The sequence below is a fragment of the Xanthomonas melonis genome (genome assembly GCF_020783655.1).
Lineage (GTDB): Bacteria > Pseudomonadota > Gammaproteobacteria > Xanthomonadales > Xanthomonadaceae > Xanthomonas > Xanthomonas melonis.
Genome location: NZ_JAJGQH010000003.1, coordinates 317145 through 338271, shown reverse-complemented (window position 1 = coordinate 338271; position 21127 = coordinate 317145). Strand labels below are relative to the sequence as shown.

General features: G+C 67.1%; 14 protein-coding genes, 1 other RNA gene and 1 pseudogene. 6 read left to right on the top strand and 10 right to left on the bottom strand.

Features of this window, described 5'->3' with window-relative positions:
• Positions 1-254: pseudogene (locus LL964_RS04875) on the bottom strand (hypothetical protein); the annotation flags it as partial.
• Between the two features lie 588 nt (positions 255-842).
• Between LL964_RS04875 and treA the strand changes: the two are divergent.
• Complete coding sequence (gene treA / locus LL964_RS04870; RefSeq protein ID WP_104585873.1) at positions 843-2510, top strand: alpha,alpha-trehalase TreA; 1668 nt, start codon at positions 843-845, stop codon at positions 2508-2510.
• A gap of 90 nt (positions 2511-2600) precedes the next feature.
• On the opposite strand, the gene LL964_RS04865 is transcribed toward treA, so the two are convergent.
• Both LL964_RS04865 and LL964_RS04860 read right to left on the bottom strand, forming a co-directional pair.
• Positions 2601-2676: non-coding RNA, sX9 sRNA (locus LL964_RS04865), on the bottom strand.
• Positions 2677-2737: 61 nt separating this feature from the next.
• The gene (locus tag LL964_RS04860) at positions 2738-3628 is read right to left on the bottom strand and encodes an arabinan endo-1,5-alpha-L-arabinosidase (protein ID WP_104585874.1); all 891 of its coding nucleotides are present in this window, start codon (positions 3626-3628) and stop codon (positions 2738-2740) included.
• 337 nt (positions 3629-3965) lie between these two features.
• Here LL964_RS04860 and LL964_RS04855 point away from each other — a divergent pair, with 337 nt between their 5' ends.
• Positions 3966-4661, top strand: coding sequence for an AIM24 family protein (locus LL964_RS04855; RefSeq protein WP_167395215.1), 696 nt, complete (start codon positions 3966-3968; stop codon positions 4659-4661).
• 183 nt (positions 4662-4844) lie between these two features.
• Here LL964_RS04855 and LL964_RS04850 read toward each other — a convergent pair whose 3' ends face one another.
• The gene (locus LL964_RS04850; protein ID WP_104585877.1) at positions 4845-5756 is read right to left on the bottom strand and encodes a CorA family divalent cation transporter; all 912 of its coding nucleotides are present in this window, start codon (positions 5754-5756) and stop codon (positions 4845-4847) included.
• Positions 5757-5926: 170 nt separating this feature from the next.
• On the bottom strand, positions 5927-7303 hold the full coding sequence (cycA, locus tag LL964_RS04845; protein WP_104585879.1) for a D-serine/D-alanine/glycine transporter: 1377 nt from the start codon (positions 7301-7303) through the stop codon (positions 5927-5929).
• A gap of 523 nt (positions 7304-7826) precedes the next feature.
• Between cycA and LL964_RS04840 the strand changes: the two genes are divergently transcribed.
• Positions 7827-9596: an expansin EXLX1 family cellulose-binding protein gene (locus LL964_RS04840; protein WP_104585882.1), complete on the top strand. Its 1770-nt coding sequence runs from the start codon at positions 7827-7829 to the stop codon at positions 9594-9596.
• A 124-nt stretch (positions 9597-9720) separates the two neighbouring features.
• Here the strand turns inward: LL964_RS04840 and LL964_RS04835 are convergent, their stop codons facing one another.
• Both LL964_RS04835 and LL964_RS04830 read right to left on the bottom strand, forming a co-directional pair.
• Entirely contained in the window at positions 9721-9933 is a 213-nt protein-coding gene (locus tag LL964_RS04835) for a hypothetical protein (RefSeq protein ID WP_104585883.1), read from the bottom strand.
• Positions 9934-10184: 251 nt separating this feature from the next.
• Positions 10185-11060 carry a DMT family transporter gene (locus tag LL964_RS04830; RefSeq protein ID WP_167395216.1) on the bottom strand — a complete coding sequence of 292 codons (876 nt, stop codon included), beginning with the start codon at positions 11058-11060 and terminating at the stop codon, positions 10185-10187.
• A 343-nt stretch (positions 11061-11403) separates the two neighbouring features.
• Between LL964_RS04830 and LL964_RS04825 the strand changes: the two genes are divergently transcribed.
• The gene (locus LL964_RS04825) at positions 11404-12294 is read left to right on the top strand and encodes a class I SAM-dependent methyltransferase (protein WP_208621393.1); all 891 of its coding nucleotides are present in this window, start codon (positions 11404-11406) and stop codon (positions 12292-12294) included.
• 133 nt (positions 12295-12427) lie between these two features.
• Here the strand turns inward: LL964_RS04825 and LL964_RS04820 are convergent, their stop codons facing one another.
• Positions 12428-14251, bottom strand: a complete 1824-nt coding sequence (locus LL964_RS04820; RefSeq protein WP_104586463.1) for a GGDEF domain-containing protein — start codon at positions 14249-14251, stop codon at positions 12428-12430.
• Between the two features lie 476 nt (positions 14252-14727).
• On the opposite strand from LL964_RS04820, the gene LL964_RS04815 reads away from it, so the two are divergent.
• Positions 14728-15807 carry a DUF1615 domain-containing protein gene (locus LL964_RS04815; protein WP_425478143.1) on the top strand — a complete coding sequence of 360 codons (1080 nt, stop codon included), beginning with the start codon at positions 14728-14730 and terminating at the stop codon, positions 15805-15807.
• Between the two features lie 228 nt (positions 15808-16035).
• Positions 16036-18360, top strand: a complete 2325-nt coding sequence (locus tag LL964_RS04810; protein ID WP_104586464.1) for a S9 family peptidase — start codon at positions 16036-16038, stop codon at positions 18358-18360.
• A 142-nt stretch (positions 18361-18502) separates the two neighbouring features.
• On the opposite strand, the gene LL964_RS04805 is transcribed toward LL964_RS04810, so the two are convergent.
• Positions 18503-20449: an alpha/beta hydrolase family protein gene (locus LL964_RS04805; RefSeq protein ID WP_104585886.1), complete on the bottom strand. Its 1947-nt coding sequence runs from the start codon at positions 20447-20449 to the stop codon at positions 18503-18505.
• A 179-nt stretch (positions 20450-20628) separates the two neighbouring features.
• The gene (locus LL964_RS04800; RefSeq protein WP_167395217.1) at positions 20629-20958 is read right to left on the bottom strand and encodes a DUF3817 domain-containing protein; all 330 of its coding nucleotides are present in this window, start codon (positions 20956-20958) and stop codon (positions 20629-20631) included.
• Positions 20959-21127: the final 169 nt, after the last annotated feature.

Sequence of the window (21127 nt, the reverse complement as noted above, 5' to 3'; positions counted from 1 at the left end):
GGCGCGCGACGTGCCGTCGCTGCGGCGGCGGCCGCCCGCGGCTGCGCCCTGGCATCGCGCGATGGCGCGACCGGAACCGGCTCGCGCAGCGGCGCGCGCGGCACGAGATACACCTGCAGGTCGTCCTGCTGTTGCGTGGCCTGGCGCGGTGGCGGCATGTACAACAGCAGGCAGGCGAAGAAGAACAGGATCGCGCCCGTGCATGCGGCGGCGGCGACATGCGGGACGAGCCCTTCCTTGCTGCGGGTAGTCACGATGGTGCCGACCGATAAAGATGTGGAGAAGACGGGCACTGCATCCGGGATGTCGATGCAGAGCGCGCAAATCTAGCGGGCATGGCGTGGGCATGCGTTTGAAATTCGTTGTGCCGCCAGCGCGCGCCAGCCGCCATTCACGTTATGCACGCACTGAGCGCGACGGAGCCCCGCATGCGTGATGCGGATGCGATAAGCCGCCAGACAACACACAGAGGATGGATGCGCACGCCAACCTGCACGCATGCGAAGCCGATATCGCCCTCGGGCGGTGGCATCCGGCGCGCGTTCTTTCAGGCCGCACGATCCTCGGCAGACGACGCCTGTGCCGCTGCTCCGGCGGGTCGAACGCGCGGCCTCTGGCGCGCATCTTGCATCGCGTTACAGCGAATCGGGTGCAACGACGCGGCACTCAAGCCGATTGCCGCCGCGCCGATAGGCCTGAATCGGCGCACGTCATGACGGCGCGCCGCGTCACCTTGATGAATCGCGTTGCGTCGGTCGCCGCCGTTCGGGCACCCGGTGCGGTCCTGCCCGCCACATTGGTCGTTTACCATGCCACACGTCACTGCCCGTTCCGGAGATGCCATGAGTTCTGCCGCGCCCCCGTGCTGTACGTCGCTGCTTGGCCTGTCGCTGAGCATGTTCGTCGCGCCGTGCACGCTGACCGCCGCGCCGCTGGACACTCCGGTGGTCAACGTTCCCGCATCCACGCCGCCGACGCCCGATCTGGCCTACCCCGAGCTGTTCCAGGCGGTGCAGCGCGGGGAACTGTTCGACGACCAGAAGCACTTCGTCGATTTCCTGCCATTGCGCGATCCGGCGCTGATCAACGCCGACTATCTGGCGCAGCACGACCACCCCGGCTTCGACCTGCGCCGCTTCGTGGACGCCAACTTCGAGGAATCGCCGCCGGTGCAGACCGACGCGATTCGCCAGGACACCGGCCTGCGCGAGCACATCGACCTGCTCTGGCCCAAGCTGGTGCGCAGCCAGACCCAGGTGCCGCCGCACAGCAGCCTGCTGGCGCTGCCGCACCCCTACGTGGTGCCCGGCGGGCGTTTCCGCGAGGTGTATTACTGGGATTCCTACTTCACCATGCTGGGTCTGGTGAAGAGCGGCGAGACCACGCTCAGCCGCCAGATGCTGGACAACTTCGCCTACCTGATCGACACCTACGGGCACATTCCCAACGGCAACCGCACCTACTACCTCAGCCGCTCGCAGCCGCCGTTCTTCTCCTACATGGTGGAGCTGCAGGCCGGCGTGGAAGGCGAGGCGGTCTACCAGCGCTATCTGCCGCAGCTGCAGAAGGAATACGCGTACTGGATGCAGGGCAGCGACGGGCTCAAGCCGGGCCAGGCAGCGCGCCACGTGGTACGGCTGGCAGATGGCAGCGTCCTCAATCGCTATTGGGACGAGCGCGACACGCCGCGCCCGGAAGCCTGGCTGCACGACACCCGTACCGCTGCCCAAGCGCACGGCCGCCCCGCCGCCGAGGTGTATCGCGACCTGCGCGCCGGCGCGGAAAGCGGTTGGGACTATACCAGCCGCTGGCTGGCCGACGGCCAGAACCTGCATACCATCCGCACCACCGCCATCCTTCCCATCGACCTCAACAGCCTGCTCTACCACCTGGAACGCACCCTGGCCCAGGCCTGTGCGCAACCCGGTGCCGAGTGCGCGCTGGATTACGCTGCGCTGGCGCAGCGACGCAAGCAGGCCATCGACGCGCATCTCTGGAACGCGGCCGGCTACTACGCCGATTACGATTGGCAGACGCGCACGCTGAGCGACCAGGTCACCGCAGCCGCGCTATACCCGCTGTTCGCCGGGTTGGCATCGGATGCGCATGCCAAGCGCACTGCCGCGACCGTGCGCGCCCGCCTGCTGCGCCCCGGCGGGCTGGCCACCACCGCTGCCAGGACCGGCCAGCAATGGGATGAACCCAACGGCTGGGCGCCGCTGCAATGGGTCGCGGTAGACGGACTGCGACGCTATGGCGAAACCGCATTGGCGCGCACGATCGGCGAGCGCTTCCTCAGCCAGGTACAGGCGCTGTTCGCACGCGAGCACAAGCTGGTGGAGAAATACGGCCTGGAGGCCGACGCGGCCGGCGGCGGCGGCGGCGAATACGCCTTGCAGGACGGCTTCGGCTGGACCAACGGCGTCACCCTGATGCTGTTGAACCTGTACCAGGGCAAGGACACCGCACCCGTCAGGCGCACGCGCAAGCCCGAGCCGGCGGCGCGCTGAGAGATCACGCGCTGCCGCAGCGGATGCGGCGGCAGCGCGTCTGTCGGGGTTGTCGCACGGCGGCGTGCGGGGCCTGTGCCTGCCTAGAGCGGCTAACAGAGCGTAGCGAGCGGCCGTCAGGTGGGTGTGGACGGCGCGCAGGAACCGGAGTGTACGAGTGCTACATGCCAATTCCGAGCACCGGCCGCGCCCGCCTGGCGGCTGCGCAGTCGTTCTGTTAGCCGCTCTTACTGCACCACCGGCCAGCCCTTGTTGTCGTAGCCCAACCGGTTGATGCCCAGTCGCGCGTCGCCGCGGTCGTCGTAGTAGTGATAGACCAGGATGTCGCCGTCGCCATCGCGAAACACCGATTGCCCGCCAGGCCCATGCATGCTGCCCTGCCCGGCATGGATCACCGTACCGCCACCGTTGCGCATGTCCACACCGGCCCGATCCAGATACGGCCCGGTCACCGAGCGCGCACGCCCCACCGCGATCCTGTAGGTGCTGCTGGCGCCCTTGCAGCAGGCATCGAAGGACACGAACAGGTAGTACCAGCCGTTCGCCTGCTGGATGAAGGGCGCCTCCACCGCGCCGGGCGAGGGCCGGCTGGCCAGGCTGTAGCGGAAGGTGTTGCTGGCCAGCTGTTTACCGGTCCCCGGATCGAGTTGAATCAGCTTGATGCCCGACCAGAACGAGCCGAACGCGAGCCACCATTTACCGCTGCCGTCCACCACCAGATTCCCGTCGATGGCGTTGTAGTCGTCGCTGCTTTTGGAGGTGTAGACGATGCCTTGATCCTTCCACGAGCCGGGCTTGCCGGTGCTGCTGCTGGCCAGACCAATGGCCGATTTGTTGGAAGAGAACGACGATGCGGTGTAGTACATGAGGTACTTGCTGCCACGCAGCGACACGTCCGGCGCCCATACCTCGTTTTTCGGGTTATAGCTCTTCACCCAGCCAGGCACGCTGCCGAAGATCGCCCCTGCGTTGTTGAATCTGGTGCGATCGGTGCTGGTGACCACGCCGACCGTGGAGTAGATGTAGTAGCGCCCATCGCCGAGCTTGAGCATCGAAGGATCGTGCACGACGGTGTCGCCGGTCACCACGCCCGGGCCGGTGGCGGCCTGCACCGACATGCTGCCTGCCCCTATCGCTACGCTTGCCGCTAACGCGACTGCAGCAACAACGCCACGCAGTCCTCGCGCAGCACGCGCGCACGTCGTTTCACCGCTCTCATTCCCCTGCATCGCCCGCTCCTTCCCGTGAATAATCCCCTGCTGGCGCAATCTAGCCCGGCAGCGCCTGCCTGAACCCGACGCGGCTCGCAGAAGCACAGGCAAGCCGAACGCAGGCGACCTGCCGCTTGCCGACGCGTGATGTCTGCGGCGCGCAGGGGCGCGCGGCGGCATTCGGCGCGGAGGGCACCACGGTCGCCGCGTATCATGCGGACTCACCCACCTCCAGGACGGACGCATGGCCGTACGCACGCTCGACGAATTTCTCGCCCACTCCAAGGAAAAGGACCTCAGCCCCGATCCCTTCGAGCTGGAAAACCCGCATCTGCTGGAAGTGCGCCTCAACGGCATGGTGTGGTCCAAGGCAGGCGCCATGGTCGCGCGCACCGGCAACGTCAAGTTCACCCGCGAAGGCCTGCTGGAACAGGGCCTGGGCAATCTGCTGAAGAAGGCGGTCAGCGGCGAAGGCATGCAGCTGATGAAGGCCGAAGGCCAGGGCCGCGTGTACCTGGCCGATGTCGGCAAACTGATCACCTTGCTGCGCCTGAATGGCGAATCGATCTTCGTCAACGGCAACGACGTGCTGGCATTCGAATCCGGCATCGAGCACAAGATCACCATGATGCGCAAAGTGGCCGGCATGCTGTCCGGCGGCCTGTTCAATGTGCGCCTGAGCGGCCACGGCATCGTGGCGATCACCTCGCATTACCAGCCGCTGACGCTGCCGGTCAGCGCTGCCAGCGGCCCGATATTCACCGACCCCAATGCCACCGTCGCCTGGTCGGGAACGCTGACACCGGAGCTGGTCACCGACGTCTCGATCGGTACGCTGCTCGGGCGAGGATCGGGCGAAAGCCTGCAGATGCGCTTTGCCGGCGAAGGCTGGGTGGTGGTGCAGCCGTACGAGGAGATCAGCTTCCAGGCCAAGGGCTGATCCAGGCTGTCCGGCAGCAATCGACAGTGCGCACCGCCTGATTGCACGCCACGCACCTGGACAGTCGCCAGTGCACAGAGATCGCCGCGCAGCGCAGCACCTCCGTAGGAGCGTCCCTGGGCGCGAGGGTCTTCCCGGCAACGCCACAGCGCGCCCCGGGTTGCTCCTACGGGTTTCCCGCTTTCACACCCACCCACGTTTGCGGAACCACGCCAGTGGCAGCACCACACTCAGCGCGATGATGCCCAGCGCCCAGAAGTAAGCATCGTGCCATTTCAGTTCGGGCATGTAAGCGAAATTCATGCCCCAGATGCCGACCAGCACGGTGGGTGGGATGCCGACCACCGAGGCCACCGCCATCACCTTCATCACGTTGTTCTGATCGATGTTGATCATGCCCAGCACGCTATCGAGCAGGAACTCGATACGGTCGTCCATGTGCTGATGGAACTCGCTCAAGGTGGTCAGGTCCTTGTGCAGCAGCCCGATCCGCCTGGCCGCATCGGTGCCGAACCATTCCGGCGTGGTGCTGTCCAGATAGGTCACCAACCGCAGCATCCCCTGCCCTGCGTTATGCAGCCCACCCAACTGCCGGCCCATGCCACCGACCTGATGCAGCATGCGCTCCAGATCGCGCGTCTTGTGCGGGTTGTCGAACACCTCCCGGGTGGTCTCGGTGACGGCAACCTCCAGAGCTTCGAGCCGGTCTGCCAGGCGCCCGACCAGACGATCGAACATGCGCAGCAGCAGATCGTCGGCGCCGTGGCATGGCACGTGATCCAGCTCCGCTGCCAGCGCCTCCAGCGATCCGATGCGCTGCTCGCGCAGGGTCACCAGCATGGTCGGCGACAGCGCGAAGCCCAGCGGCGCGGTGGGGCCATCGTCGTCCTGGAAGCGCGGCACATTGAGAAACAACACCTCGCCCTGTCGCCGCACCCGGCTGCTGAACTCGATCTCGCCGATCGCCGCACGATCCGGCAGCGCGAAACCCACCTGCGCGGCGGCGTCGGCAAGTTCCTGCGCCGTGGGCTGGCACAGGTCCACCCAGCACCCCTGCGTGCGGTCGGTGGCGGCGATCGGGTGGATCGTGATCATGCGGAAGGCCGTGGCGATGGATGGCCGCGAGCATCGTGCCCGGCTAGAGCCGCGTCAACGCCGCGCGCCAACACGCTCAGCTGGCAGTGGCCTTTATCGCGGTGTTGTGCAGCCAAAAACGCAAAGGCCCCGCAGTGCGGGCCCTTGCAATACAGCGAACGCTGCGGCACTTACCCTGTGCGCGTCTGGGCACGCTTGACGACATAGCCGATCGCCAGGATCAGGAACCACACCGGGCTGGCCAGCAGGGCCTGCCGCGTATCGGCCTGCAAGGTCAGCAACACCAGAACGAAGGCGAAGAACGCCAGGCACACGTAGCACATCAACACGCCACCGGGCATCTTGAACTGCGACGCGGCGTGCTGCTCCGGGCGCTTGCGGCGGTAGGCGATGTAGGCGCACAGGATCAGCGACCACACGAACATGAAGAGCACCGCCGACAGGGTGGTGACCAGAGTGAACGCGGTCACCAGATTCGGGATCAGGTACACCAGCATCGCACCCAGCAGCAGGCACAGGCAGGAGAACAGCAGGCCGCGCGCCGGCACCGCCGCACGCGAGAGCTTGGAAAACGCCTTGGGCGCATGCCGTTCTTCGGCCAGGCCGTAGAGCATGCGGCTGGTGGAAAAGATGCCGCTGTTGGCCGATGAGGTGGCCGAGGTCAGCACCACGAAATTGATCAGGCTGGCCGCCGCCGGCACGCCGGCCAGCACGAACAGCTCCACGAACGGGCTCTTGTCGGCCACCACCTGCCGCCACGGCGTCACCGCCATGATCGCGATCAGCGCCAGCACATAGAAGATCAAAATCCGCACCGGAATCGAGTTGATCGCCTTGGGCAGGTTGCGCCGCGGGTCGGCGGTTTCGGCTGCGGTGGTCCCCACCAGCTCGATACCGACGAAGGCGAACACCGCGATCTGGAAGCCGGCAAAGAACCCGCCGATCCCCATCGGAAACATGCCGCCGTCGTTCCACAGATTCGCCAGCGAGGCGACATTGCCCGACGGCGAACGGAAGCCCCACGCCACCAGCCCCGCGCCGGTGATGATCAGCGCGCAGATGGCGAGGATCTTGATCAGCGCAAACCAGAACTCCATCTCGCCGAACAGTTTCACCGTCACCAGATTCAATGCCAGCAGCAACAGCACGCACGCGATCGCCGGAATCCACGGCGCCAGGCCGGGAAACCAGAACTGCGCGTAGGCGGCAATGGCGATCACATCGGCGATGGCGGTGATGATCCAGCAGAACCAATAGGTCCAGCCGCAGAAGAATCCGGCCCAGGGCCCGAGCAGATCGGTGGAGAAGTCGATGAACGACTTGTACTCCAGGTTGGACAGCAGCAGCTCGCCCATGGCGCGCATCACGAAGAACAGCATCACGCCGATGATCAGGTACACGAACAGGATCGACGGCCCGGCCAGACTGATCGTCTTGCCCGAGCCCATGAACAATCCGGTGCCGATCGCGCCACCGATCGCGATCAACTGCAGGTGGCGATTGGACAGGCTGCGTTGCAGATGGTCGGGCGCGGATGGATCGGACATGGGCACGGCACCGGCAAGTGAACAAGCCGTCAAAAATACGAGATCGCGCCGCCTGGCACCAGAGGTTTGCACCGCCAGCGGCACGCAGGGCCGGAGACGGCCCAGCGACCGCGGCGATGCCCCGTCATGGTGCGTACCGACCCATACGGCCGATCACGACGATGCAGACCTGCGTTGGCTGCGGCCAGGCCGGCACGACCGCACCCTCACGCGCTGCCGGGGTCTGCACCGTGCGCCGCGACAGAACAGGATCGGCGACCGCCACTTCGACCGCCACTTCGAACGCCAGCGGCGCAACGCATAGCCGCAGCTCGCAAGTGGTGCGGCCTGTCGTTCGCGGCAAGGCACTTGCGCACCCGGATGCCCGGATGCCGCATCCCGGGCAAACCGCGACCTGTATTCCAGTGCAGCCACTTTTCCGATCGCGTCCTTACACATCGGCTCGCTTCCTTGACTTTGCGCACGGACCGCAAGCGCCCGATGCTGGTCTGCTGCCCTGCCGCCAATCAGGTTGGAGACGTACATGCAATTACGCACCCACTTACTGCTCGCACTCGTGGCACTGACCCCGGCAACCAGCATGGCCGTGCAGGTCGATGCTCACGGCCGGCTCATCGATGCGCAGGGGCGAACGCTGCAGATCCGCGGAGTGACCTGGCCAGGTTTCGATCGGCTCGGTCTGGCGGCGACTGGCCTGCAGGACAGCACGCTTGCGCAGCTGCTGGACCGGATGCAGGCCGCCCGGATCAATGCCGTGCGGCTACCGCTGTGCACGGCCGCACTGCAGGGCAGGCCAGTGGTCGCGGCGGAGGTGGCCGGCGATCCGACGCTACGCGGTCTGAATTCCCTGCAAGTGGTCGATGCGGTCGTGCGCAGCGCAACCCAACGCGGCATGCAGGTGATGCTCGCATTCGCCGATGGCGGCTGCAACGACGACGCACCGCGGCTGCAGACGAGGCCGCAGGACCAGGCATGGACGCAGGGCCTGGCCAGCCTCGCGCGCCGCTATCGCGGTAATGCCGGTGTGATCGGCATCGATCTGGGCAGCAGCGGCTATCGCAATGCGACCTGGGCAGGGATCGCCGCCGAAGCGGACTGGAGCCGCGTGGCGGCGCGTGCGGCCGACACCGTGCTGGCGCAGGCGCCAGGCTGGGTGGTGGGCGTGGAAGGCGTGGGCAGCAACGCGGTGTGCAGCGACCGGGCACGCAAGGCCGCCGGCAGCAATCTGCAACCGATCGCCTGCACGCCGCTGCGCATTCCGGCCCGGCAGCTGGTCCTGATGCCCAAGCTGGCAGGGCCGGACCGCGATGCCGCCGATGCCTTCGCAGCACCGGACTTCGCGCAGACCCTGCCCGCGACGTGGCAGCGCGATTTCGGCCAGTTCGCGGCCAGCCACGCAGTGATCCCGGTCAGCATCGGCGGTGGTCTGGGCGATGGCGATCCGCGCGACCCCGCCTGGCAGAGTGCACTGAGCGGCTACCTGGCCGGATCCGGACTGCGCAGCGCGTTCCTCGGCAGCTGGGAGCGGGGCAATGCCAATAACGGGGGCTTGCTCGCGCAGGACGGCAGCCCGCGTGCAGACAAGCTGCGGGTCGTGCAACAGGCCTGGGGCATCGCGCCTGCAGCGACGGTGGCTGCGGCGGCGGCAACGCCTGCCGCAGGCAAGGCGGCGACCTGGAACAGCACGTTCACCGGCACCGCGACATATACCGGCTCGGGCTACTCCGGGGGCGCGCTGCTGCTGGATCCGATTCCCAGCACGGCCTTCATCACCGCGCTCAATCCCACCCAGTTGAACTTCGGTGGGGTGAAAGCGGCACTGGCCGGCGCGTATCTGGAAGTGACCGGCCCCAAGGGCAAGACCACCGTCTACGTGACCGATCTCTACCCGGAAGGCGCTTCCGGCGGGCTGGATCTGTCGCCCAATGCATTCGAAGCGATCGGCAACAAGGTGGACGGGCGGATTCCGATCAGCTGGAAGGTGGTGCGCGCGCCGGTGAGCGGCAATGTGCAATACCGCATCAAGGAAGGCAGCTCGCGCTGGTGGGCAGCGATCCAGGTGCGCAACCATGCCTACCCGGTGGTCAAGTTCGAAGTGAAGCAAGGCACGGCATGGAAGAGTCTGCAGAAAATGGACTACAACCATTTCCTGGGCGAACAGCTCGGCAATCAGCCGTTGTCCATTCGTATCACCGATATCCGCGGCAAGGCCATCCTGGATACGATTCCTGCGCTGCCCGAAAACGGCAACAAGCCGGTGTACTTCGAACCGGGACATGTGCAGTTCCCTTGACGAGGGCATCGCGCTGAATCTACCGGCTTGGCAATATTCAAACGATGCTGAGAGATTCTCGTTGCGGTCCGTACGTCCCCAGCGGCTGCTCCGTCGCCCGGTCAGCCGCTCTTGCCCACCCGCATCAACCGCCGGCAAGCCCGCCGCCGACGCGGCCGGGCAATGCGTGATCGTCGTCTTCCAGATCGCCGACCTCCTCACGCAAACCGCCTTGCTGCGGGGCCTGCTCTTCCAGCGGGATCGGGTCTTCGTTGGTATCCGGATCGGGCGTGCCGTGTGCCGACAGCCCGGCAGTGGCGGTGGTCATGGGACGCGCAGTACGTGGATTGAGCTGCATGCGGTGACTCCGATCGACTCGAATGAGGCATCCACGGTGCGCGTCGCAGCGCTACCGCACCGTGATTCCGGGCGGGATCGTGCTGACATGCCGTTGACGTCGACCGCCATCACTGCTCTTTTCGGGCCACGTCTGCTGCGGCCCGCAGAGGCCGGGATTGGGGATTCGGGATTGGTAACGGTGTCAGGCGCGTCGCCGCTGATGTCGCGTGCTGCTACCAATCCCAAATCCCGAATCCCCAATCCCAGCCCTCAAACAATCTTGGTCCGCCGCCACCAGCGCGACACCTGCTCCTCGCGAATCAGGGTGAACAGCCCCGCCCCAAGGATCAACGCGATTCCCACGCCCATCGGCCAGTCCAGGCGGTCGTGGAACAACAGGTAGCCGAAGCCGATCGCCCACAGCATCTGGCTGTATTGCGTGGGTGCCACCACACTGACCGGCGCCAGCCGGGTGGCGTACATCATGCAGATGGCGGCCAGGCCGGCGAGCAGGCCGTAGCCGGCCAGCAGCCCCCACTGCAGCAGCGAGGGCCATACGAAGCTGGGCAGCATCAGAATGCCGCCCATCACCAGCGGGCCGATGACGCCGGCGCCGTAGAGCGTGAGACGCTTTTCGCCGTGCCCGGCCATGCGCAGGGCTATCACCGAGATGGCACCGACCAGGCCACACACGATCGCCGCCACATGCCCATGGGTGAGATGCCGGAAGCCGGGCCGCAGCACGATCAGCACGCCGATGAAGCCGACGATCACCGCACTCCAGCGGCGCCAGCGCACCTCTTCCTTGAGAAAGACCACCGACAGCACGGTGACGAAGATCGGCATCAGAAAGATCAGCGCGAACGCCTCGGCCATCGGCAAGGTGGTGAAAGCGATCACCGAGGTCAGATTGCCGATCGCACCGGTCAACGCGCGCAGCAGCCACAGCGCCGGCTGCCTGGCGACGACCAGCTCGCGCAGCCGGTCGTCGGGCTTCTTCAGGAACGGCACCGCCGCCAGCATCAGCAACGCCCCCAGGAACAGCACCTCGTAGACAGGCAGGCTGCCTTCGAGCAGCTTCACGAACGCATCGCTGATCGCATACGCCGCGTAACAGGCGAATCCCAACAGCACACCCTTCAACATTGCCGGCACTCCATGGTTGACGCCGATCCGAGCGAACGCATGGATGCGGGGCCTGCAGTATGCGGGGCGAGGCGTGGCTGCGGAATCGTCGCGGCCGCTGGCAGCGGCTTGTTCGCCATGCCACTGCGAAAACAGCGTCTGGGCGCGCCATCGTCCGGCGCCAGCGTTGCGCACCCAGCCACGACCGCAGTTTGCTGCAATACGCCGATCTGGCGCGCAGCATCGCCACGTCGATGCGCGAACGCATGCGGCCACTCGCATCCAGCCCAAGCAGGCAGGCGCCTGGCCCGCGTCGGCGGATGTCCTGCAGCGGTGGGTCGGTTACGATGCCGAACTCTTTACTGTGACGGCGCCGCACGCGTGCGCCCATGGCCCCATTTCCGTGCCCCATTATTCCGGACCGCTGCTCACCCTTTCCGATGCCCGGGCATTGCTGACCGCGCGCAATGCCGGCCTGACCGCCTGGACCGGTTCGCTGGATCTGGGCCGCAGCACCGGTAGCGCGCAGCTCGATGCACAGACCTGGCAGTGGTGCGGTCGTGGCTATCCGTATCCCGGCAAGCTCAAGGACCGCACGCTGTATTTCTGGGACGGCGAGGATTTCGCGCCGATCGCGCGCTACAGCGGCGCATTGATCAAGCTGGTGCCCACCGCATGGGGCGCACCCACGTTCGAGATCGATGGCATCAAGATGCTGCCGTCGGCACAGCTGTCGCCGTTCGAGGATGCGCGGCGCAAGGTGGCGTTGGTGGAGCCGCGCGGCAAGACCGTGCTGGATACCTGCGGCGGCCTGGGCTATTTCGCGGCGTGTTGCCTGGAGGCCGGCGTGGCGCAGGTGCGCTCGTTCGAGAAGAATGCCGAGGTCCTGTGGTTGCGTACGCTCAATCCATGGTCGCCGGATCCCGATGCAGCAGACGCCGGCGGGCGCCTGCAACTGCAGCATGACGACATATCGCAGCGGATCGCCACGCTTGCCGACGACGCGTTCGATGCCATCCTGCACGATCCGCCGCGCTTCGGTATCGCCGGCGAGCTGTACTCGCAGAGCTTCTACGACCATCTGGCGCGCGTGCTGCGCAGTGGCGGGCGGCTGTTCCATTACACCGGGGCGCCCAACCGACTCACCAGCGGGCGCGACGTGCCCAACGAGGTGAGCAAGCGCCTTGGCAAGGCCGGCTTCCGCACCCAACTCGCGCTCGATGGCGTGTTCGCAACCCTGCCGGTACGGCGGTAACGCACGGATCCGGGAGCAGTGCCGCTGGGCGGATCTGCACTAATGCCCCCGCTCTGCATCGCATGCGCTCACCTGGCGATCGCGCCGCAGCACCATGCAGCAGTGCCGCTCCCGTTGCGTCGCGTCGCTCCGCTCAGCGCACCGCCCATTGATCGCGCCCGGCCGTCTTGGCCGCATACAAGGCCAGATCGGCCTGACCCAGCAGCAGATCCAATTCGATCGCGCCGTCCACCATTGCCGTCCTCACGTTCACGGCCCCCATCGAGAACCGCACCGGCTGGCCTGCCGGCAGCCCCGGAATCTCGATCGCAGCAAGCGCAGTGCGCAGGCGCGCGAACACTGCCGGAATCTCCTCCACGCTGCAGCCTGGCAGCACCAGCAGGAATTCCTCGCCGCCCAGCCGCCCCAGCCGGTCCTGCGATCGCAGGGCCACCGCGGACGCGCTCGCCAGGGCCTTGAGCACGGCATCTCCGCTGGCATGGCCGTACACATCGTTGATCTGCTTGAAGTGGTCCATGTCGATCAAGGCCAGCATGCACGGCGCGCGCGTGCGCAGGGCGTGGTCGATCTGCTGCTGCGCTTCGGCGCGGATGGCGCGGCGATTGGGCAGGCCGGTGAGCTCGTCGCGCATGGCCAGCCGCGACAGCTGACGACGGTGGCGCGCACCGAATGCCAGCACCACCAACGCCGCGATCAACAACAGGCAGGCCGCGCATAAGGCGATCCACAAGGTGCGCTGCCCGGCCGCGCGCGCCTGCAGCGCCAGCTGCGCGGTCTCGCTACGGCGGCGGAGTTCGGCGGTTTCCACGTCGCGCCGCGCGTCCTCGTAGCGCGCCTGCAAGCGCAGCATCACCGTATCGCGCTGATAGCTCAGGCTCTGCGCACGGAGCGCGTTGGCGCGTTGCAGTTCCTGATAGGCCTCGGCATGCCGCCCTTCGGCGGCCAGTGCCCGCGCAATCGCATCGAGCAGTTCCACGCGCCCGGTCGTGGTGATGTTCGGGTCGTCTGCCTCGCGCGCGGCCGCGATCGCCTCGCCCAGACCTTCTGCCTTCAAGACCGTCAGCGCCTGCAGCAACACCGCGTGGCATGCCGCCACCCGCCCCACGTTGCCCTGCGCCTGCATCTGCGGCAATGCCTCGCGCGCCATCGCCAACGCGGCCTTCGCATCGCCGGTCTTGATCAGCGCCTCGCTGGCGCTGGTCGATGCTGCCGCAATACCGGCCTGGTCGCCCAGCTCGCGGCTGAGCGCCAGCGCCCGCCGGAAGTGCAGCAATGCGACTGCCGGCTGCTGCTGCGCCAGCGAGGTGCCGTATTCGTATTCGATCAGGCTGCGCTGGAAGCGCGCCGGCTGGTCGTGCAGGCGCGTCAGCGCGCGCTGCAGGTAGTCCTGCGCATCGTTGACATCGGCCACGCGCCCGGAAACGCGGCTGGCCAGCGCACCCAGTTGGGTCAGCGCATCCAGTTCCAGCGCCAGCACCTGCTCGCGCACGGCACATTGGTAGCTGGCCTGCGCCGCGTTCCAGGCTTCATCGCTGCTGCCGGAGGCCAACATGCTCCACATGTCCACCGTCTCGATCTCGCACAACAGATCGCTGCGCCCCATCGCACGTGCCTGGCGACGCAGGGCATCCAGTCGCGCCACCATGGCCAGGTTGGGGTTTTCGCGTACGTCGCTGAGTGCCTGCACGATGTCCAGCCACAGCTGCGCCTGCGCCGTGTTGCCGTGCAGCTGCTTCAGCAAGCCCCGCGCACGGATCAGCACGGCCTGCCGGGCGGCATTGTCTTCCAGCGAGATCAGCACACGCGCCTGTGCCAACAGTGCCCAGAACTGCGCATCGCGGTCGCCATCGCGATGGCCCTGGTGCTGCACCTGCCGGGCCAGCTCCAGCGCAGCGACCGGATCATCGAGCGCGGCCAGTTCGATGCGCTTCCAGGGTTGTGGCTGTGCCCAGGCCATCGCACCGGACAACAGCAAGGCCACGCCGGCGAGCAGGCGCCAGCGGCCGTGCGCGAGCCTGCTCACCTGGGCAACCACGCAGACCGCAGACGCATCCGCGTCGCACCGACCAAGGCGCGCCGACGGAAGCTGGCGGTTTGCTGGCGCATCTCGGGCACTCCTCAGGTTCGGACAGCGGTGATTGCGGCAAGGCGCGCAGCCTGACGGCTGCGGCCTCGACAACGGGCGCCCGATGACGAGCGATTGCAACGATGAGCGTCGACCGCGACAGCGCGCGTCGGCATCGCGCACGGGGTCGTGACCGTTATCGGCCTGGGCGCGCCAGCCTTGAATGGCCAAGCGTGTCTGCCGTGGGCTGCTGCGCGGCCCAGGCGCCACGCGCGGTGGGCGCCGGACCACGACACGCAAGCCCGCACCGGCGCCAGCGTAGACTGCATCTCGTCGAACTGCCGCTCAACCGACCTGGAAACGCCGTGATCCCGCGCCTGCTCGCCCTGACCGCCACCGCCCTGCTCTGCGCCTGCGCCACCCAGGCCCCGCGCGTGCCGCAACGCTCGCCAGAAGCGGTCAAGGCCGATATCGCACGACGCCTGCCGGCCACACTGGCGGACCGCAACGGCTGGGCAGACGCTGTGTATGTGGCGTTGTCGTCGCAAGGGCTGGAGACCAGCGCCGAGCATATCTGCGCCGTGCTGGCGGTGACCGAACAGGAATCGACCTACCAGGCCAACCCCGTCGTACCCAACCTGGGCAGGATCTCGCGTGCGGAGATCGATCGCCGGGCCGGTGCGCATCACATCCCGGCCTTCATGGTGGATGCGGCGCTGCGCATCGCCTCGCCGGACGGCCGCAGCTACGCCGACCGCATCGCCGCCGCGCGGACCGAACAGGACCTGAGCCGCATCTTCGAAGACTTCACCGGCAGTGTGCCGCTGGGTGCGCGTCTGTTCGATGGCCTCAACCCCGTGCACACCGCCGGACCGATGCAGGTCAGCATCGCGTTCGCCGAACAGCATGCAGGCGGTTACCCGTATCCGATCGACGGCTCGATCCGCCATGAAGTGTTCAGCCGACGCGGCGGACTGTGGTTCGGCACCGCCCATCTGCTGGGCTACCCGACCAGCTACGACGCCCTGCTGTACCGCTTTGCCGACTTCAACGCCGGTTGGTATGCCAGCCGCAATGCGGCCTTCCAGGCCGCACTGAGCAAGGCCAGCGGCATCGCACTGGCCCTGGATGGCGACCTGCTGGTTCCCGGCGCCGGCCTGGACGCACCTGGTGCCACCGAGCGCGCCGCGCGTGCCCTGGGCAGCCAGCTGGCACTGAGCGACCGCCAGATCCGCCGCGCCCTGGAGGCCGGCACCACGCTGGACTTCGAAGACACTGCGCTGTACCGGCAGGTGTTCGCACTGGCCCAGCGCGACACCGGGCAGGCGCTGCCGCGCGCGGTACTACCGGGCATCACCCTGGAAAGTCCCAAGATCACCCGCACCCTCACCACGGCATGGTTCGCGCAGCGGGTGGAGGCGCGCTGGAAGCGCTGCATGGGCAGGTAGCCGCCGGCAGCGGCGATGGGACCGCGACGCAGCGCGTATGCCGGCCGGGCCAGGGCATCCGCGCAATCGCGCCGCCCCGCCCCGCAACACACAGCGGGCCGCGCGGCGGACCTGCGATGACATGTCCGCACACACGACTTTCGGCGCAGGTGGGCCATGGCACCGGCAGGTAGGATCGGGGGTTCGCGCGGCCTGCGGCTGCGCGCCCTTCGTGCCGGAGAGTCCACCATGCCCAACCCGTCGCCGATGCGGCAGCTGTTCGCCGCCATCGTCCTGATCGCCTCGCCGTGCGTCGCCGGCGCGCAAACGCCCAGCGTCGGCGAAGCCGACTACGCGCGTGCCGAACGCCTGGTCAGCTACCTCGCGCAGCCCCTGGTCGATCATGCCGCCACGCGCATCGACTGGCTGGACGCCACCCATGTGCTCTATGTCGATCACGACGCCACCGGCGACCGCCTGCTGCAGCTGGACACCGCCACCGGCAAGACCGCGCCGCTCTTCAACCAGTCTGCGCTGGTTCGTTCGCTCAATACGCTGTTGAAGACCGGCGACAAACCGCTCAAGGCCGATACCTTCGCACCGGCGGTCAAACGCACGGCCGATGGCCGCTATCGGCTCAGCGTGCGCGGCACAGCGGTGGTCTGCGATACGCGGGCACGCTGCAGCAAGCTCTATGCGAAAGACAAGCCGGAACCGGGCGTGCTGTCGCCGGACAAGCGTCGAGAAGTGTTCATTCGCGACTGGAACCTGTGGCTGCGCGATCTGGCCAGCGGCAGCGAAACCCAGCTCACCCGCGATGGCGTGGAAAACTTCGGCTACGCCACCGATAACGCCGGCTGGCAGCGCAGCGACAACGCCATCGTCGCCTGGTCGCCGGACTCGCAAAAGATCGCCACCTTCCAGCAGGACCAGCGCAAGACCGGCGACATGTATCTGGTCAGCACCAAGCTCGGGCATCCGGAACTGCAATCCTGGAAATACCCGCTGGCCGGCGACAAGGACGTGACCATGATCGAACGCGTCATCGTCGACGTGCCCACCCGCAGCGTGCTGCGCCTGAAAATGCCGCCGGATCAGCACCGCTCCACGCTGTGCGACGACGTGAGTTGTTCGCCTGGCCTGTGGGACGACGTGAAGTGGGCGCCGGACGGCAAGACGCTGGCCTTCGCGTCCACCTCGCGCTTCCACAAGCAGACCTGGCTGCGCATCGCCGATGTCGCCACCGGCCAGGTGCGTACCGCCTTCGAAGAAACCGCGAAGACCTACTACGAAAGCGGCCAGGTCGCCGCCAACTGGGCCTATCTGCCCGGCAGCAACGAGGCGGTGTGGTTCTCCGAGCGCAGCGACTGGGGCCAGCTGTATCTCTACGACCTGGCCACCGGCAAACCCAAGCACGCCATCACCAGCGGCGAAGGCAATGTCACCGAGCTGCTGCGCGTGGATCCGGCCAGCCGCACCGCGTGGTTCATGGCGGTCGGCCGCTCGGCCGGCGTGGACCCGTACTACCAGCAGCTATGGAAAGTGAGCCTGGACGGTGGCGCGCCGGTGCTGCTGACCCCGGAAGCGGCCGATCACAGCGTGGCGTTGTCGCCCGATGGCGCCCGCTTCGTCGATACGTATTCCACCTCGGTCACGCCCCCGGTCACGCTGCTGCGCGATGCCGCTGACGGACGCACCGTGAGCACGATGGCCACCGCCGACATCAGCCGCCTCAAGGCGGCCGGCTGGGTGCCGCCGGAGCCGATCACGGTCACCGCACGCGATGGCAAGACCACGCTGTACGGATTGATGTTCAAGCCGTCCAACTTCGACCCCGCACGCAAGTACCCGGTCATCGACTACGTCTATCCCGGCCCGCAGACTGGCTCGGTGCGCGGGCGCAGTTTCTTCGCCGGCCATGGCGACAATCAGTCGCTGGCCGAACTGGGCTTCATCGTCATCGCCATCGATGGCATGGGCACGCCGTGGCGTTCCAAGACCTTCCACGACACCTGGTACGCCAACATGGGCGACAACACGCTGCCCGACCAGGTGGCTGCGGTGAAGGAACTCGGCCAACGTTACCCGTGGTTCGATACCAGCCGGGTCGGCATCTGGGGCCATTCCGGCGGTGGCAACGCGTCCACGGCGGCGATGCTGCGCTACCCCGATGTGTTCAAGGTGGCCTGGTCGGAAAGCGGCAACCACGACAACCGCGGCTACGAGGACGACTGGGCCGAGAAGTATCACGGCGAGCACATCGTCGCCAAGGACGGCAGTTCCAACTACGACGACCAGGCCAATGCCAACCATGCCAGCAAGCTCAAGGGCCGGCTGATGCTGGTGCACGGCACGCTGGACGACAACGTGCCGCCGTATCTCACCCTGCTGGTAGCCGATGCCTTGATCAAGGCCAACAAGGACTTCGACATGCTGATGCTGCCCAATGCCAAGCATGGTTATGGCGAGATCACACCCTACGTCACCCGTCGCCGCTGGGATTACTTCGTGCAGCACCTGCTCGGCGCAACCCCGCCTGCGCAGTACGCGATGAAGCCGATGCCCGACAGGTGAGCACACCGGCCAGACCCGCAGCGTCGGCACCGCCGCGCTGCGGGTTCTGGCGCCGCGGTACTTGAGCGCATGCGCGCGGCGATCGCCACGCGCTCGCGCGCGATTCCGGCTCGCGCATCAACGCGCGCAGCCGGATGCACGCTCATTTCGCCGTGGCGCCGCCCAGTTGCTTGCTCAGGAATGCCAGCAAGCGCGTGTAGTACTCCCGGCGATGCGCCTCGGTGTAGAAACCATGGCCTTCGTTGGGAAAGTACAGCGACTCCACCGGCACGCCGGCGCCCTTCAAGGCACGCTCCATGCCCTTGGTGTGTTCGATCGGCGCGCGCTCGTCCTTGCCGCCCGCCGCCAGGAACACCGGCACCTTGATCTGGCGGGCCAGGTTCACCGGCGAGCGCGCCGCCAGGGTGTCGCGCGCGCCCAGCCAGTCCACCGTCCAGTTGCTGGCCCAGCGCGCACGGCGTCCGTCGTCGCGCGCCATTGTCTGCAGGTCGTAGACACCCACATACCCGGCCGCGCAGCGGTACAGCGCCGGCTCCCTGGCGACGCCCATCAGCGCCGCATACCCGCCATAGCTGGCGCCGTAGATGCAGATGCGCGATGCATCGGCCACGCCCTGTGCAATGGCCCAGCGCGTGGCATCGGTGACATCGTCCTGCATGCGCCCGCCCCACTCCTTCGCACCGGCCTGGGTGAATGCACGACCGTAGTTGCCCGAGCCGCGGTAGTTGATGCGCAACACCGCATAGCCTGCGGCCGCCAACAGTTGGGCGTCGTCATCGAAGGCCCACTCGTCGAAGATTTCGAATGGCCCGCCATGCGGCATCACGATCAACGGCAGCGGCTTGCCGGCTTCTGCATGCAAGGGCTGGGTCAGATAGCCGTGCAACTCCAGCCCGTCGCGCGCCTTGAAGCTCACCTGCCTGCTCGCCGGAACCGCATCGGGCGAAAACCAGTCGCGGCGGCCGAACACGCGGTCGGCCTTCTTGCTCACCGTGTCGAACAGGAAATAGTCGCCGTTGTTGCGATCGCTCCACACCTGGACCAATGCCAGGCGGCGGTCGCTGGTGGCAGAGGTGATATAGACCGCGCTGCCGTCGAACGCCTTCTCCAGGCTGCGGTACAACCGGGCAGTCGGGGCTTTCTCGTCGAAGAACCGGTTGCGCACCCGATCGCTCATGTAGGACGCGCCGATCGGGGTGATGCCATCCAGGTCGCGCAGGATGCGGTACGGATCGACGCTGTCGTCGCGCAGCAACGGCGTGGTCTTGCCGGTTGCAGGATCCCAGGCCACCAGCACATCGGGACCGGTGGCCTGCTCCACCTGCAGATAGGCCACCGCACCATCGGCGGAAAAGCCCAGCGGAAACTCGCGGTGCCGGCTGCTGGCCGAATCGTTGATCAGGCGCCACGGCGCCGCATCGTCGTCGCGGTAATACAGCTTGCTGTCGTTGCTCACCTCCAGGCCACGGGCGAAGCGAATACGGCCCTGCTGGTCGGTCACGAAGTTCGCCCGTCGCACCGGCGAGGTCGCCACGGTCGCGCGTCGGCCGGTCTGGATGTCCAGCTTGTCGATACGGATGTTCGGGTCGCCGACGAACGGAACCGTGGACACCAGGATATTGCGCGGGTCCTCACGCAAGGTGTCCAGCACGAAGGTGGCCGGGTCCAGATCCATCTTCAGCTGCACGCCGTTCATGTCGGGATTGGTGCCATAGGGGCTGGCCAGCAGCCGGGCATTCTTGCCATCGGCATCGATGGCATGCAGCTGGCCGATCGCCACCGGCTGGTCGCGCGAGCCCAGCCGTTGCGCCATCGACACCACCATGCGCTCGTCGCTGGCCCACCAGAAATCGTCGACCACGCTGTTGGCACCGCCGGTGACCTTGGCCGTGGCCACCGTGCCCTCGCGGCGCACGATGCCCAGCACCGTGCGGTCCTCCAGCGGCATCGTCAGCGCGAAGTATTCGCCCGTCGGCGAAATCTTGATCCGTTCGAACCGATCCCGCTTGAGATACGGCGTCAGCTCCACCGATTCCTGCGCCAATGCCGGCATCCACACGGCGAACGCGAACAGCACACCCACACCCATCGTCCAGCGACGCATGATCGCCCCCCGCGATCTGCCCTTGAGCTCGCCATCATGACAAGCCCGCGCCGCCGCGTCCATGTCCGGCGCCGGCCGCTGCCGCGGTACGCCACGCGCGTCCGGCAGCCGCCGCGAGCGCGCCACCGCAGCCGCTGCGTGTCCGTGTCAGCCGGTACGCGGCCTCAGCCGGCGCGCCGCTGGCCCAGCAGACCGATGCGCCGGAACCACAGCTCCAGCGGCAAGGTGACCAGCGGCGGCACCGCCGCCAGCAGACTCAGGACCCAGGCCCACCAGGGCCAGCGCAGCCGCCGTGCCGCCAGCACGCTGACCACCACGTAGAACAGGAACGCCGCGCCGTGCAGGCGCCCGAACAGCCACACCACCTGCTCGGTGGTCTGGGTGCCGTACTTGAGAAACATGCCGAGCAACAGCCCGGCCCAGGTGATTCCCTCGATGAGGGCGGCCAGCGCGAACAGGCGCCCCATCGGCGACAACGCAACAGCGGAACGCATGCAACACTCCAGTGGAAACGCAAGGATTGCCGCGACGCGATGGCGGCGGCGACGCCCGCTGGCAGCCCCATTCTACAGCCGCTGCCGCCGGGCCGGACTGGCTCCACGCTGCGCGATCGCCGCGATGGCGATGGCTGCACGTGCTGTCACGCAGCGCCGGCACGTCCCG

Bases quoted from the DNA above. Each gene is read 5' to 3' on its own strand.
- LL964_RS04860 (WP_104585874.1), bottom strand. From the start codon at position 3,628: ATGTCGGTGCAGGCCGCCACCGGCCCGGGCGTGGTGACCGGCGACACC.
- LL964_RS04835 (WP_104585883.1), bottom strand. From the start codon at position 9,933: ATGCAGCTCAATCCACGTACTGCGCGTCCCATGACCACCGCCACTGCC.
- cycA (WP_104585879.1), bottom strand. From the start codon at position 7,303: ATGTCCGATCCATCCGCGCCCGACCATCTGCAACGCAGCCTGTCCAAT.
- LL964_RS04800 (WP_167395217.1), bottom strand. From the start codon at position 20,958: ATGCGTTCCGCTGTTGCGTTGTCGCCGATGGGGCGCCTGTTCGCGCTG.
- LL964_RS04840 (WP_104585882.1), top strand. From the start codon at position 7,827: ATGCAATTACGCACCCACTTACTGCTCGCACTCGTGGCACTGACCCCG.
- LL964_RS04830 (WP_167395216.1), bottom strand. From the start codon at position 11,060: ATGTTGAAGGGTGTGCTGTTGGGATTCGCCTGTTACGCGGCGTATGCG.
- LL964_RS04855 (WP_167395215.1), top strand. From the start codon at position 3,966: ATGGCCGTACGCACGCTCGACGAATTTCTCGCCCACTCCAAGGAAAAG.
- LL964_RS04805 (WP_104585886.1), bottom strand. From the start codon at position 20,449: ATGGGTGTGGGTGTGCTGTTCGCGTTCGCCGTGTGGATGCCGGCATTG.
- LL964_RS04850 (WP_104585877.1), bottom strand. From the start codon at position 5,756: ATGATCACGATCCACCCGATCGCCGCCACCGACCGCACGCAGGGGTGC.
- LL964_RS04810 (WP_104586464.1), top strand. From the start codon at position 16,036: ATGCCCAACCCGTCGCCGATGCGGCAGCTGTTCGCCGCCATCGTCCTG.
- treA (WP_104585873.1), top strand. From the start codon at position 843: ATGAGTTCTGCCGCGCCCCCGTGCTGTACGTCGCTGCTTGGCCTGTCG.
- LL964_RS04820 (WP_104586463.1), bottom strand. From the start codon at position 14,251: ATGGCCTGGGCACAGCCACAACCCTGGAAGCGCATCGAACTGGCCGCG.